This is a genomic window from Caecibacteroides pullorum (genome assembly GCF_019239235.1).
Lineage (GTDB): Bacteria > Bacteroidota > Bacteroidia > Bacteroidales > Bacteroidaceae > Bacteroides > Bacteroides pullorum.
This window is the reverse complement of record NZ_JAAZTS010000017.1, coordinates 24181-38315: the sequence shown is the minus strand read 5'-3', so window position 1 is coordinate 38315 and position 14135 is coordinate 24181. Positions and strand designations below refer to the sequence as shown.

General features: G+C 48.2%; 11 protein-coding genes. 5 read left to right on the top strand and 6 right to left on the bottom strand.

What is annotated here, in order from left to right; all coding sequences use genetic code 11:
* Positions 1 to 22: 22 nt before the first annotated feature.
* Positions 23 to 2536 (top strand): YfhO family protein, encoded by a 2514-nt coding sequence (locus tag HF894_RS11100; RefSeq protein ID WP_246593223.1) that lies wholly within the window; start codon positions 23 to 25, stop codon positions 2534 to 2536.
* Positions 2537 to 2711: 175 nt separating this feature from the next.
* Here the strand turns inward: HF894_RS11100 and HF894_RS11095 are convergent, their stop codons facing one another.
* From HF894_RS11095 to aroQ, 5 genes are all read right to left on the bottom strand, one after another.
* Positions 2712 to 3941, bottom strand: a complete 1230-nt coding sequence (locus HF894_RS11095; protein ID WP_204969305.1) for an FtsX-like permease family protein — start codon at positions 3939 to 3941, stop codon at positions 2712 to 2714.
* A gap of 9 nt (positions 3942 to 3950) precedes the next feature.
* On the bottom strand, positions 3951 to 4283 hold the full coding sequence (gene rbfA / locus HF894_RS11090; protein ID WP_021847358.1) for a 30S ribosome-binding factor RbfA: 333 nt from the start codon (positions 4281 to 4283) through the stop codon (positions 3951 to 3953).
* Between the two features lie 14 nt (positions 4284 to 4297).
* Entirely contained in the window at positions 4298 to 4948 is a 651-nt protein-coding gene (locus tag HF894_RS11085) for an O-methyltransferase (RefSeq protein ID WP_204969306.1), read from the bottom strand.
* An 83-nt stretch (positions 4949 to 5031) separates the two neighbouring features.
* Positions 5032 to 6492, bottom strand: a complete 1461-nt coding sequence (pyk, locus tag HF894_RS11080; protein WP_021847360.1) for a pyruvate kinase — start codon at positions 6490 to 6492, stop codon at positions 5032 to 5034.
* A gap of 25 nt (positions 6493 to 6517) precedes the next feature.
* The gene (aroQ, locus tag HF894_RS11075; protein WP_021847361.1) at positions 6518 to 6952 is read right to left on the bottom strand and encodes a type II 3-dehydroquinate dehydratase; all 435 of its coding nucleotides are present in this window, start codon (positions 6950 to 6952) and stop codon (positions 6518 to 6520) included.
* Between the two features lie 67 nt (positions 6953 to 7019).
* Here aroQ and xerD point away from each other — a divergent pair, with 67 nt between their 5' ends.
* The 4 genes from xerD (at position 7020) to HF894_RS11055 (ending at position 12501) form a co-directional block, all read left to right on the top strand.
* The gene (xerD, locus tag HF894_RS11070; RefSeq protein WP_204972384.1) at positions 7020 to 7970 is read left to right on the top strand and encodes a site-specific tyrosine recombinase XerD; all 951 of its coding nucleotides are present in this window, start codon (positions 7020 to 7022) and stop codon (positions 7968 to 7970) included.
* Positions 7971 to 8110: 140 nt separating this feature from the next.
* A complete protein-coding gene (locus HF894_RS11065; protein ID WP_075318100.1) occupies positions 8111 to 9802 on the top strand; it encodes a tetratricopeptide repeat protein in 1692 nt (563 codons plus the stop codon).
* Positions 9803 to 9914: 112 nt separating this feature from the next.
* Entirely contained in the window at positions 9915 to 10958 is a 1044-nt protein-coding gene (locus HF894_RS11060; protein WP_204972382.1) for a thioredoxin-like domain-containing protein, read from the top strand.
* A 4-nt stretch (positions 10959 to 10962) separates the two neighbouring features.
* The gene (locus HF894_RS11055; RefSeq protein WP_204972381.1) at positions 10963 to 12501 is read left to right on the top strand and encodes a YifB family Mg chelatase-like AAA ATPase; all 1539 of its coding nucleotides are present in this window, start codon (positions 10963 to 10965) and stop codon (positions 12499 to 12501) included.
* A gap of 118 nt (positions 12502 to 12619) precedes the next feature.
* Here the strand turns inward: HF894_RS11055 and HF894_RS11050 are convergent, their stop codons facing one another.
* Positions 12620 to 13918, bottom strand: a complete 1299-nt coding sequence (locus HF894_RS11050) for a hypothetical protein (protein ID WP_204972379.1) — start codon at positions 13916 to 13918, stop codon at positions 12620 to 12622.
* Positions 13919 to 14135 lie beyond the last annotated feature (217 nt).

Sequence of the window (14135 nt, the reverse complement as noted above, 5' to 3'; positions counted from 1 at the left end):
GCATAAACAAGACCAAAGAATTATGACACTGAAAAGAATACTCCCCGACCTGGTGGCGATTGTCCTGTTCGCCCTGCTATCGTTCGTTTACTTCTTCCCGGCCGACACCGAAGGCCGCGTGCTCTTCCAGCACGACACGGCGGCAGGCGTTGGCATCGGACAGGAGGCCAAGGAATACTACGAGCAGACGGGCGAACGCACTCGCTGGACCAACTCCGTCTTCGGCGGCATGCCCACTTACCAGATTTCGCCCTCGTACGATTCCAGCCGACCGCTGCAATGGGTACAGAAGGCCTACCAGCTGTTCCTGCCGCAGTACGTACAGCTGACATTCATCCTCATGCTGGGCTTCTACATCCTGCTGCGTGCCTTCGGCCTGTCTGTGTGGCTGTCCATGCTGGGAGGCATCCTGTGGGCGTTCTCATCCTACTTCTTCATCCTCATCTCGGCGGGGCACATCTGGAAGTTCATCACCCTGGCCTACATCCCGCCCACGCTGGCGGGCATCGTGCTGGCCTACCGCGGACGCTTGCTGGCGGGCGGACTGGTGGCAGCAGTGTTCGTGGCCCTGCAAATCGCGTCGAACCACGTGCAGATGTCCTACTACTTCCTGTTCGTCATCCTCTTTATCGTGGGTGCCTACTTCGAACAGGCCTGGCGCGAGAAGACGCTGCCGCAGTTCTTCCGGGCCAGCGCCGTATTGGTAGTGGCAGCCCTCATCGGCGTGGCGGCCAACCTGTCGAACCTCTACCACACCTATACCTATAGCAAAGAAACCATGCGCGGCAAAAGCGAACTGGTGCAGACGGGCGAGGCGGCTAGGCAAGCCAGCAGCGGGCTGGACCGTGACTACATCACGCAGTGGAGCTACGGCATCGGCGAGACGTGGACGCTGCTTATCCCCAACTTCAAGGGCGGCGCTTCCGTGCCCCTGAGCCAAAGCGAAACGGCGATGGAGAAAGCCAACCCGATGTACAGCAGCCTCTACAGCCAGCTGACGCAGTACTTCGGCGACCAGCCCATGACAGCAGGCCCTGTCTACGTGGGTGCGTTTGTGCTGTTTCTCTTCCTGCTGGGTTGCTTCATAGTGAAGGGGCCGCTGAAGTGGGCTCTCATCGGCGCCACGCTGTTCTCCATCGTGCTGTCATGGGGCAAGAACTTCATGCCGCTGACCGACTTCTTCATCGACTACGTGCCGATGTACAACAAGTTCCGCGCCGTGTCGTCCATCCTCGTCATCGCCGAGTTCACCATCCCCCTGCTGGCCGTCTTCGCCCTGAAGAAGATACTGGAAGAGCCCACCGTACTGCGCGCCAACCTGAAGGCCCTGGGCATCAGCCTGCTGCTGACAGCCGGCGTGGCCCTGTGGTATGCCGTACCCTCGTCGGGCGGTTCCTATGTGCCTGCCCAAGAAGCGCAGATGCTGCAACAGGCCGTCGACGGAGGCATGATACCCGCCAGCGAGCTGAACGGCATCCTGGCCAATCTGGGTGAAATGCGCGCCGCACTGGTACAGGCCGATGCCCTGCGCAGCTTCCTCATCATCGCCATCGGCCTGCTGCTGCTCATGCTCTACACTACGGGCAAGCTGCGGCAGTCATTCACCATGGCCGGCATCGCTGTGCTCTGCCTGGTGGACATGTGGAACGTGAACAAACGCTACCTGAACGATGCCCAATTCGTGTCGAAAAGTATCCAGACTACTACCTTCAGCAAGACGCCTGCCGACGAGCTGATCCTGCAGGACACAACCCTGGACTACCGCGTGCTGAACCTGACAACGAGCACCTTCAACGAGAACAACACCTCCTACTGGCACAAGAGTGTGGGTGGCTACCATCCTGCCAAGCTGCGCCGCTACCAAGAGATGATCGAGCACCACATCGCCCCCGAAATGCAGGCTGTTTACTCCGCGATAGCCCGTGCAGGCGGCAAGATGGACAGTGTAGACGCCTCGAAGTTCCGCGTGCTGAACATGCTGAACACCCGCTACTTCATCCTACCCGCTGGACAGCAGGGACAGACCGTGCCCATCCTGAACCCCTACGCCTACGGCAACGCGTGGTTTGTCGACCAGGTACAGTACGTGAACAATGCCAACGAAGAGATTGACGCCCTGGACACAGCCGATCCTGCCGTAACAGCCGTGGTAGACTCCCGCTTCAAAGATGCCCTGAAAGGCCTGGTCGAAAGCCACCGCGACAGCCTCTCCACCATCCGTCTGACCAGCTACACGCCCAATCGCCTGGTGTATGAAACCGACAACAGCGGCGACGCCGTAGCCGTCTTCTCCGAAATCTACTATCCCGACGGCTGGCAGGTGAGTATCGACGGGCAACCTGCGCCGCTGGGCCGCGCCGACTACATCCTGCGCGCCCTCCACATTCCTGCCGGGAAACACACCGTAGAAATGCGTTTCGACCCGCAGAGTCTACACGTCACCGAAGGCATCGCCTATACGGCCCTGGCCCTGATGGTCATTGGCGTGATAGCAATCGTATGGAGAACGCAACGACAAAAGAAACAAAAAGAATAAAGAAAACCGTCCCTACCTTCACAGGTAAGGACGGCCCAAGTCAATAATACATGAAAAAACGCTATTTAGAGAGAGTTCTAACCCTTCATCAGGGTAGCGATGCAAATGTAAGGATGAATCGGGATGTAAAAAAATCAAATCGACCAAAAGGCCGATTTTACCGACGGATTTCAGATTAGCCTAGCAATCTCTTACTCAAATAACGCACTGGATACCAAACAGAAAGAGAACTTACAACAAGCACCGTTGTAAACACGAGCACCACGTCGGACACATGAACACTGACAGGATAAGCGGCAACAATAAAGTCGCCATTGCCTCCGCCCAGAGAAATAAATCCAAAGGTACGTTGAGCCCAACACAACAGCAACCCGGCTACAATACCGGCAACCGCTCCAAAAAGAGAAATCAGCCGGCCTTCAAACAAAAAGATGCGAACGATGAGAGAGTCGTCGGCTCCAAGATTGCGCAATGTCAACACGTCCTCCCGCTTATCCAAAATGAGCATGGAAAGGGAGCCAATCACATTGAAGCACGAAACGACCAGAATGAACGTTAGGAAAAGATAAGAAATGAATTTCTCTATTTCCATAATACGGAATACGTCGGCCTGCTGTTCGTAACGGTTTTGTACAACAAACCGCTCACCCAGTAAAGAGACAATCTGTTGCCGGACAACTTCCGTATCTGCATCAGGCTTTAGCTTTAGCTCAATAGCAGAGACCTCGCGCCCGTAACCAAAGAGACGGCGAGCAAAATCCAGCGAGGTGACAATATAGTTAGAGTCGTATTTCTCCTGATTGACCACAAACACAGCACCGGGCGAAAACAGGTATTCACGATTAAAAGCTGCAGAAGGATTGGCCAGATTAACCCGTACATTGCGACGCGGTGCATAAACCTGTAAAGGGTCGACAAACTGAATACCTGTACCCAATCGTGACATCAACTCGATGCCTAAGAAACCATAGTCCACGATATTATCTTTCAGGATAAACCGCCCCGTACCGTAGAGCAAGCTATCAATGGAGGTCAGTTGTTCGAAGTTGTCTTCCACCCCCTTGATGACAGCCATCACCTGACGATCCTTGTACTGCACCATAGCATTCTCCTCAAGCGTCTCCGTCCACACCTCTACCTCAGGCAAGGCACGAACCTGTCGGAAAGCTGGCTCGTCGGGTAGAAACACCTTTCCCTCGCGAACGGTTATCTTCAGTTGGGGATCGAAGGCAGTAAAAAAACCGGCCACCATGTCCTGAAAACCGTTAAATACCGACAGGGTGCACACCATTGCCAATGTTGCCAGCGCCACTCCGCAGACCGAAATGCCGGAAATGATGTTGACCGCATTGTGCTTCTTCCTAGAGAACAGGTAACGGCGGGCTATGTAGAACGACAGGTTCAAAGGATGGCCTTATTTAAGCAATTCATCAATGCGCTCCAGATAGTCCAGCGAATCGTCCAAGAAGAACTTCAGTTCAGGAATAATGCGAAGCTGAAAGCGTACACGGGTACCCAATTCGTATCGGATGGACTTCATGTTGGCATTGATGTTCTTAATGAGTTCCTCACCCTTCTCAGAGGGGAAGATACTGAGATAAACACGAGCAATGCTCATGTCGGGGCTGATACGTACAGCACTGACCGAAACCAGCACGCCGTGCATGCTCTTGGTCTGCAACAGAAAAATGTCGCCCAGCTCCTTCTGGAGCAAGCGGGCTATCTTATTTTGACGGGTTGTTTCCATATTAAGCGTAATGGTTAATAATTATTTTCAAATTGTGGGATTTTCCGAATAAGAGTCAATCCATCTCGCAAAGGAAGAATAACTTTTTCCACCCGACGGTCACGAGCCACGAAGTCGTTGAACTCCTTGATACGAATAGTCTGCAGATCTGAACTGTGCGGATGTTCTTCCAACACATGACCATCCCATAGTGTATTGTCAGCAATGATATATCCACCGTCAGTCAAATACGTAAGTGCCATCTCGTAGTAATCCAAATACTTACGTTTGTCTGCATCTATAAAAACGAGGTCGAACGTCAACCCCAGCTGTGGTACCCGTTCCAAAGCGTCGCCGATATAAAAGCGAATTTTATCAGCATACGGCGAACCTTCAAGCCAAGGACGAGTGAAATCTTCCTGCTCGTCGTTAATTTCGAAAGTGTGCAGCATGGCTCCCTCAGGCAATCCTTCAGCCATACAGAGAGCTGAATAGCCGCTGTAGGTACCTATCTCGAGCACCTGGTAGGGACAAATCATCCGTACGAACATCTTCAACATCCGCCCTTGCAGGTGCCCCGAAGCCATGCGAGGATACAGAAGCTTGAGGTGTGTGTCGCGGTAGAGTGCTCGTAAGTAATCACCCTCCGGATCGATATGCTGCAATATGTATTCGTCTAAATCCAATTGATAATTGAAAATTGATAATTAAAAATGAAAAAAAATGGATGAAATCACTGTCCATTCTACATTCTCAATTTTCGATTAATTTATAAATATCGGTTGCTATTGGGCAATACACTGTCTTCAGCATGTTTCAGGGCATCTTCGACCACGTTGATTTCGAGGAACGAAGTCTGCGTACCCTCCTTACCACTACTCAAATAACCCACCATATCAGTAGGTTGTAGCTTACCGTCTTTCAACAAACGACGCAGGGCAGCAAAATAATACTCCTGTCCGTTGGCTAGCTCGGGCATGTAAATAGCCTCCACTCCATAGGAAAGAGCCAAGTGGCGCATAGTCTTCTCCTTGTAACAAATAGCCAGCACGGGATACTTGCCGCGGAAAGCAGCCAAATTACGTGCCGTACGACCACTATAACTATCAGTAATGATAGCACGAATTTTCAACTTAGTAGTGGCCTTCACAGCCTGCTTGGCCAAAAAAGCCGTCACATCGTTGCTGTTCTCGTCCAACGGGATACGGATGTCATTCTCAGTCAACTTATCCTTTTCGGCCTGTGCGGCTACCTTGGCCATGGTCTTCACAGCCTCTACCGGATACTTGCCATAAGCCGTTTCACCACTCAACATCAAAGCGTCGGTACGATAATAGATGGCGTTGGCAATATCTGTCACCTCGGCACGAGTAGGACGAGGATTATTGATCATGGTATGCAGCATCTGTGTAGCCACAATTACCGGCTTCTTAGCCAGAATACACTTGCGAATGAGTACGCGCTGAATACCAGGAATGCGCTCCTGAGCTACCTCAATACCCAAATCACCACGAGCCACCATGATACCGTCAGCCACTTCCAGAATTTCGTCGATGTTATCCACACCCTCCTGATTTTCTATCTTGGCAATGATACGAATGTCGCTATGATGTTCATCCAATATAGCTTTAATATCAAGGATATCCTGCTTGTTGCGCACAAAAGAATGAGCAATAAAATCGATATCTTTTTCAATCGCATACAAAATATTATTACGATCTTTCTCTGTCAGCGATGGCAGATTGATGCGTACGCCAGGCACATTTACACTCTTACGGTTACCCAATGTGGCCTCGTTCTGTACTTCGCAATAAAGATAGTCGCCATCCTTTTCCACCACAACCAATTCCAAATCGCCGTCGTCAATCAAGATATGCCCACCGACATTCACATCGTTCACAAAATGAGAATAAGAAACGGAGATACATTCGCGTGTGGTCGGCTGTTCGGGATTTCCTGTCACCTTCACCTTGTCGCCTACCTTGAACGGGATGGGGTCGCTTGCCAAAGGAGTTGTACGCACCTCAGGACCTTTTGTATCCATCAATATAGCGATCCGGTTAGAGACCGTACGTACGTTGGCTATCAGCTTCTCGAAACCTTCGCGTCCGGCATGGGCGGTATTCATACGAACTACGTTCATACCTGCCTTAAACAGTTCTCTGATAAAGTCAACCTCACAACGTTGGTCAGAAATCGTTGCAACAATCTTCGTTTGTTTTAATAACATACTCTTATACCTTATTATATTTATATTACCTATTCTGTTTAATAACATCCGCCAAAGCTTCCAACGCCAGCCGATAGGAATTCAAACCGAATCCACAGATAACTCCCAGACAAGCGCAAGAAATCATTGAAACATGACGAAATGCCTCACGGGCATGCACATTAGATATATGAACCTCCACAACCGGTGACTTCACAGCACGAATAGCATCCTGCAAAGCAATAGAAGTATGTGTATAGGCTCCTGCATTCAGAATGATACCATCGGCATCGAATCCCACCTGCTGTATCTTGTCAATCAACTCTCCCTCAATATTAGACTGATAGTAATCAATCTGCACCTCAGGATACTTTGCACGAAGTTCCGCCAGATAATCCTCAAAAGAAACACTTCCATAAATGGAAGGTTCACGTTTACCCAACAGATTTATATTGGGGCCGTTTATTATTTGTATCCACATAATCGTTTTTTATTTATCTTTGCCGGCCAAAGAACATTTATTCAAGATGCAAAGGTAGAAAAAAGAAATGAAAACAGAAGAAAAATCGAGGAATAAGGAAAAACTGGCACTGATTATCAGGAAATACCAACAATACCTGCGACTGGAAAAAGCCCTTTCCCCCAACACACTCGATGCATACCTGACCGACTTGGAGAAGCTATTACATTTCCTTGAGGGCGAAGAAATAGATATCCTAGACGTCACCCTCGACGACCTGCAACGCTTCAGTGCCGGCCTGCACGATATTGGCATACATCCGCGCTCACAAGCACGAATACTGTCGGGCATCAAGTCGTTCTTTCATTTTCTCGTATTGGCAGATTACCTCGAAGGTGATCCAAGCGAACTACTTGAAAGTCCCAAAATCGGATTTAAGCTACCAGAAGTTCTCACCGTGGCAGAAATCGACACGATCATTTCCACAATAGATCTGAGCAAGCCCGAAGGGCAACGCAACCGAGCCATCCTTGAAACGCTATACAGTTGTGGCCTACGTGTATCTGAACTTTGTACTCTAAAGTTGTCCGATCTCTATTTCGAGGAAGGATTTATCAAAGTAACAGGTAAAGGCAACAAACAAAGGCTTGTTCCCATTTCCCCTCGGGCTATCAAAGAGATTCGATACTGGCTGGAAGACCGTAAGCGCTGGAAGATCAAACCTGGATTTGAAGACTATGTATTCCTTGCCAGATGGGGTAACGGAATATCACGCATTATGATTTTCCACCTCATCAAGGAACTCGCAGAACAAGCCGGCATTACCAAAAATATCAGCCCACATACATTTCGGCATTCATTTGCTACTCACCTGCTGGAAGGAGGTGCCAACCTGCGGGCCATCCAATGCATGCTGGGGCATGAAAGCATTGCTACTACGGAAATCTATACTCACATCGACCGCCATATGCTCCGCAGTGAGATTATAGAACACCATCCACGCAATATAAAGTACCGCAAAGAGAAAGAAATTCATTAAATTATAATAAATATCCCCTTCCAGTTAACAAAATGTAGAAAGATTTAATAACTTTGCGACGCCGTATCCTGTGTTGAACAGAATAGGTAAACATATAAAGAATAGGCAAATCAATTACAAACTATTAATTTATACCTAAAATGACTAAGAAACTGTATTTGCCATTATTAATGGCGTTAGTTGTTGCATTGTCATCATGCAGCAAGAAGATGGGCGAACTGTCATCTGACTATTTCACGGTGACTCCGCAGGTATTGGAAGCCGTAGGTGGTAAGGTTCCCGCTACAATCAACGGCAAATTCCCTGAAAAGTACTTCAACAAGAAGGCCGTAGTAGAAGTAACTCCTGTCCTGAAATGGGACGGTGGAGAAGCCAAAGGTCAGCCTAGCGTATTCCAAGGCGAAAAGGTAGAAGGTAACGACCAGACAATCTCTTACAAGATGGGTGGTAGCTATACCATGAAGACTTCTTTCGACTATGTACCCGAAATGGCGAAGTCTGAACTGTATCTGGAATTCAAAGCCACTATTGGCAAAAAGACAGTTGAAATTCCTGCTGTAAAAATTGCTGACGGCGTGATTTCTACTTCTGAGTTGGTTAAACAAACTGCAGGAAGCGCAAACACTGCTACAGGTGAAGATGCATTCCAGCGCATCATCAAAGAAAAGTATGACGCTAACATCATGTTCTTGATCCAACAAGCTAACGTTCGTTCTAGCGAATTGAAGACAGCCAAAGCCTTCAACGAAGAAGTGAAGAACATCAACGCTACCGAAAACAGAAAGATCTCTAACATCGAAGTTTCTGCATATGCTTCTCCCGATGGTGGTCTTGATTTGAACACGAAGTTGGCTGAAAACCGTCAGGACAACACAGCTAAAGTAATCAACAGAAACCTGAAGAAAGACAAGCTGGAAGTTAACGTTGACACCAAATATACAGCTGAAGACTGGGAAGGCTTCCAAGAACTGGTTAGCAAGTCAAGCATCCAGGATAAAGAACTCATTCTCCGCGTATTGTCTATGTACTCTGATCCTGAACAAAGAGAGCAAGAAATCAAGAACATCTCTTCTGTTTATAAGACACTGGCTGATGAAATCCTGCCTCAACTGCGTCGTTCTCGTCTGACTTTGAACTACGAAATCATCGGTAAGTCTGATGAAGAAATTGCTAATCTGGCTGCTACAGACGCTAAGCAACTCAACATCGAAGAACTGCTGTATGCTGCTACACTGACTGACGATGCTGCTAAACAAGAAGCTATCTACACCAAGGCTACTCAAATCTATCCTGAAGACTACCGTGCATACAACAACCTTGGCGAACTGGCTTATGAAGCCGGTAACCTGGACAAGGCTGAAAGCTACCTGAAGAAGTCTCTGTCTATTAAGAACTCTGCAGAAGCTAACATGAACATGGGTCTTATCTCATTGGTTAAGGGTGACAAGGCTGCTGCTGAAACTTACTTGGCTAAAGCATCTGGAGCTCCTGAGCTGAACGAAGCATTGGGTAACTTGTACGTAGCACAAGGCCAGTATGAAAAGGCAGTCAACGCATTCGGTGATACTAAGACAAACAGTGCTGCTTTGGCTCAGATCTTGGCTAAAGACTATAACAAAGCAAAAACTACATTGGCTGGTATTGCAAAACCCGACGCTTATACAAGCTATCTGAGCGCTGTATTGGGTGCAAGAACTAACAATGATTCAATGGTTATCAGCAGCCTGAAGGCAGCTGTAGCTAAAGACGCTACGCTGGGCAAGAAAGCCGCTACCGACCTGGAATTCGCTAAGTATTATACAAATGCTGACTTTATGAGCATTGCAAAATAAAAAAGCATTCATACACAAAAAAATGTCCGGCATAGAAATATGTCGGACATTTTTTTTTATTCACGCCAAAAAGAATTACATTCGCAGCCGAAGTTATAGAAAAAAACGAGCAATGAAGAAACTATATCCACTACTATTTCTGGCAGCATGGCTGCTAGCCGCTTGCAGCAACCACGAAAAGGACATTGTCAGCATCAGTGGCATCATCAAAGGTCTTGGGAATGACACTCTCTATATATACGGTACAGACAGATTGTATAACCGCCTGGATACACTGACCGTCAAAGAAGACAAAATCTCAACCCAGCTGGAAATAGACACACTGATTTCGGCATGGCTGCGGTTCTCCGACGGGACGGAAATACCCATCTACATGAACAAAGGAGAAAAAATTGAAATCAACGGATCGGCTACTTGCCTGGACTCGCTCTATATCAAAGGAAACACCGCCAACGAAAAGTTGTCACTCTTCCGCCAAAAGATAGAAAGAGATACTACCCTCACGGCTCAAGCACTCGAAGATTCAGCTAAAGTCTTCATCCAAAACAATCTGACCTCACCTGCATCGTTATATGTATTAGACAAATACCTGGTACAAAAAACGTCACCCGATTTTCCGGAAATCAAGAAATTGATAGAAGGAATGACCGGAGAACTTAAAGAGTACCTCTATGTAGAAAACCTTCTGAGGCAAATAGAAACAGCGGAAAAAACAGAACCGGGAAAGATGGCTCCATATTTCCAACTACCCAGTAGTGAAGGCAAAGATCTTAAACGAACGGACTTCAAAGACAAATACTTGTTACTACATTTCTGGGCATCATGGGACGAAAAGTCCAAAGAGAGCAACCAGATGCTACGCAAGATTTATAAAGACAAGAAAAAACATAAGGATTTTGAAATACTCGGCATCTCACTCGATACTGATAAAGACTTATGGAAAGAAGCTATTGAAAACGACACACTGACATGGAAACAGGCTTGTGACTGCAAAGGCTGGAACAGTGACATTATCGAACAGTTCAACATTCGGGCATTACCGACTAACATTCTACTCACTCCGACGGGGAAAATTGAAGGGCGCAACCTGACCCAGGAACAGTTGGAAGAGAGATTGAAAGAAATTGTCAAAGAGAAAAAACAAACTAAAAAATAATCCCGTGCTTGTCAAAGTTTTCGCAGCGGCTGTCCAAGGAATAGACGCCACGCTCATCACCATCGAAGTCAACAGTACACGCGGCTGCATGTTCTACCTCGTAGGACTGCCCGACTCGGCTGTCAAAGAAAGCCACCAGCGCATCATCTCCGCCTTGCAGGTGAACGGCTACAAGATGCCCACGAGCAACATCGTCATCAACATGGCTCCCGCCGACATTCGCAAAGAAGGTTCGGCTTACGACCTGCCGCTGGCCATCGGCATGCTGGCCGCCAACGAGACCATCCAATCTGATAAGCTGGACCGCTACCTGCTGATGGGCGAATTGAGCCTCGACGGTAGCCTTCAGCCCATCAAGGGCGCCCTGCCCATCGCCATCAAAGCGCGCGAACTCGGTTTCGAAGGCATGATCCTACCCCAGCAGAATGCTCGCGAAGCAGCCGTCGTGAATAATCTGACCGTCTACGGCGTGGAAAACCTACGGGAAGTAGTCGAATTCTTCAACGGTAACCAGGAGCTGGCTTCCACCATAGTCAATACCCGGGAGGAATTTTATGCCCGGCAAAATACATTCGATCTCGACTTCGCCGACGTCAAGGGGCAGGAAAACGTGAAGCGCGCTCTCGAAGTAGCCGCCGCCGGAGGCCACAACGTGCTGCTCATCGGTTCGCCCGGCAGTGGCAAATCCATGCTGGCCAAGCGTCTGCCCTCCATCCTACCGCCCCTTTCGCTGGGCGAAAGCCTCGAAACCACCAAAATACACTCCGTAGCCGGCAAACTGGGCAAGGATGGCGGCCTCATCTCTATCCGCCCCTTTCGCGACCCGCACCACACCATCTCCAACGTCGCCATGACCGGAGGTGGAAGCTTCCCTCAGCCCGGCGAAATCAGCTTGGCACACAACGGTGTCCTCTTCCTGGACGAGCTGCCCGAGTTCAGCCGTAACGTCCTCGAAGTGCTCCGCCAGCCACTGGAAGACCGTAAAATCAGCATCTCGCGTGTGAAGTGCAATGTGGAATACCCCGCCAGTTTCATGCTCGTAGCCAGCATGAACCCCTGTCCCTGCGGCTACTACAACCACCCGACGAAGCCCTGCGTGTGCAGTCCCGGCCAAGTACAGAAATACCTGAACCGCATTTCCGGTCCCCTACTCGACCGCATCGACCTGCAGATTGAAGTAACGCCTGTCCCCTTCGAAAAGATGTCCGACATCTGCCCCGGCGAACCAAGCGTCGTTATCCGCGAACGCGTGGTACGTGCCCGCCAACTGCAACAGGAACGCTACACCCAAGTACCCGGCGTCTACTGCAACGCACAGATGAACAGCAAACTGTTATCCCTCTACGCACGCCCGGATGAGCGTGGCCTCGCCCTGCTGAAAGGCGCCATGACGCGCCTTAACCTCTCGGCCCGCGCCTACGACCGCATCCTGAAGGTAGCCCGCACCATTGCCGACCTGGAAGGCAGCGAGTCTATCCAGTCCGCCCACCTGGCCGAAGCCATCGGCTACCGCAACCTAGATCGCGAGGACTGGGCGGGATAAACTTCGAACCCATCTACCAAAATTCCCCAGTCAGCCGATTATTTTTTGTTGACTGGGGAATTTTTATTTCCTAACTGGGGAAAAATCCTTGAAAGGCTCCAGATGGATATAGCTTCTGTCACTGCCGCGTAAAAGTGAAATACCGCCAGTCGCTCGTAGCCTGCTGCTTCATTTCGTCATCGAAAATGGCGCAATAATACTTTAAAGAGAATTTTCCTTTCCTCAGATGGAGTTCATCATAAGGCATGAAGAGAGTACTTGACATGGCAACGTCATCATAGCGGGGAGTGAACTGTTTACCAACAACCACACTACCACCATACGTACCATAACAGGGCACGCTGCTCTTGTTGCCGTCCTTTAGCGGCGTACCGTCCTCGAAATAAAAATAAGCGTTCAAGTCACCCGTTTTGCCCTTCATGCCTTCTACGTTATAATTGACGATGATGTTCATCCCCTTTTGCCCGTTCTGCACCACGTTATGTTGGGTTTCCACCGATTTGATGACGATGCTCTTTTCCACTAAGACCGAGTCTATTTTTTCTTCGTCATCATCCGAATCGGAAGAGATAGACTTTTCAGATAAATCGGAGGAGGAGCTTCCTTTTGTTAATACTTTACCGAACTCTGCAAAATCGCTTCCACTTCTTTTCTCTATACTATTCAACATTGTATTAATAGTAGCAGCTGAGTTAAAGTCTTTAAATCTAATTTTCAACGCTTCAAGTTCCTTTGAATCAGAACACTTTTCCGAAGAAGACGTACTATTCCAACAATAAAAGCATCTAACAGACGTAATATCATAACTTCTGCACATAGATATAAAATCTGCTTCTTCGTATTCAGAATCTGAAGTATAGAATTCTAATCCAGTATTTATTTCGTATGGAGAAAATTCTAATCCTAAGGAATATTTCTGACCATTAGAAAATTCAATAAGAACATATGAGTCATCATAATCATCATTATTATATTCATCTGACAGATCGAGTTCAATAGGCGACCAGCCCATAGAAAATGAAAAGTCGTCACTGCTACTAACAGATATCCCCCACTGTATATCGAACTCATGCCCTTTACCGTCTACAACCGTAACAGGTAATATTGAGTTAGCACTCCAATATGTACCAGCTCCTAATAATAAGTAGCCTACATGTTTTTCTATCTCAAACGGATAAGGTTCCTTCTCCCAATCCTGTTTTCCATCGCCCCGCGCCAAAGCCAAGATTCCGCATACTACCGCTACCAGCAGCAGACACATTACCACCATTCGTTTCATCGTCATTCGTTCTTTAAATACCACCATGTATTTCTGCAACTCATGCCACTTGGGAACAAGGAACTGTTTTGCAAATTTCACCATGTACATTTGTAATTCACGCAACTTGGGTACGAGGAACTGTTTTACAAATTCCACAACTGATTTCTGCAACTTGTACCACCTGGGTGCAAGAAACTGTTTGATTTGCTCGAGGACCGGATGCATAACGTAAGTATTTTAAAGGACATCCAAATTTAATCAAAATGCAGCAGGAAAGGAAACACCCATCAACCTCTGCAAAGGACAAACGGACGGTAAGCCGCACCAAACGGCCGAAATAAAGGAATAAGCGGAACAAAAAAATACACGCCCG

Bases quoted from the DNA above. Each gene is read 5' to 3' on its own strand.
- HF894_RS11100 (WP_246593223.1), top strand. From the start codon at position 23: ATGACACTGAAAAGAATACTCCCCGACCTGGTGGCGATTGTCCTGTTC.
- rbfA (WP_021847358.1), bottom strand. From the start codon at position 4,283: ATGGAAACAACCCGTCAAAATAAGATAGCCCGCTTGCTCCAGAAGGAG.
- pyk (WP_021847360.1), bottom strand. From the start codon at position 6,492: ATGTTATTAAAACAAACGAAGATTGTTGCAACGATTTCTGACCAACGT.
- aroQ (WP_021847361.1), bottom strand. From the start codon at position 6,952: ATGTGGATACAAATAATAAACGGCCCCAATATAAATCTGTTGGGTAAA.
- xerD (WP_204972384.1), top strand. From the start codon at position 7,020: ATGAAAACAGAAGAAAAATCGAGGAATAAGGAAAAACTGGCACTGATT.
- HF894_RS11065 (WP_075318100.1), top strand. From the start codon at position 8,111: ATGACTAAGAAACTGTATTTGCCATTATTAATGGCGTTAGTTGTTGCA.
- HF894_RS11060 (WP_204972382.1), top strand. From the start codon at position 9,915: ATGAAGAAACTATATCCACTACTATTTCTGGCAGCATGGCTGCTAGCC.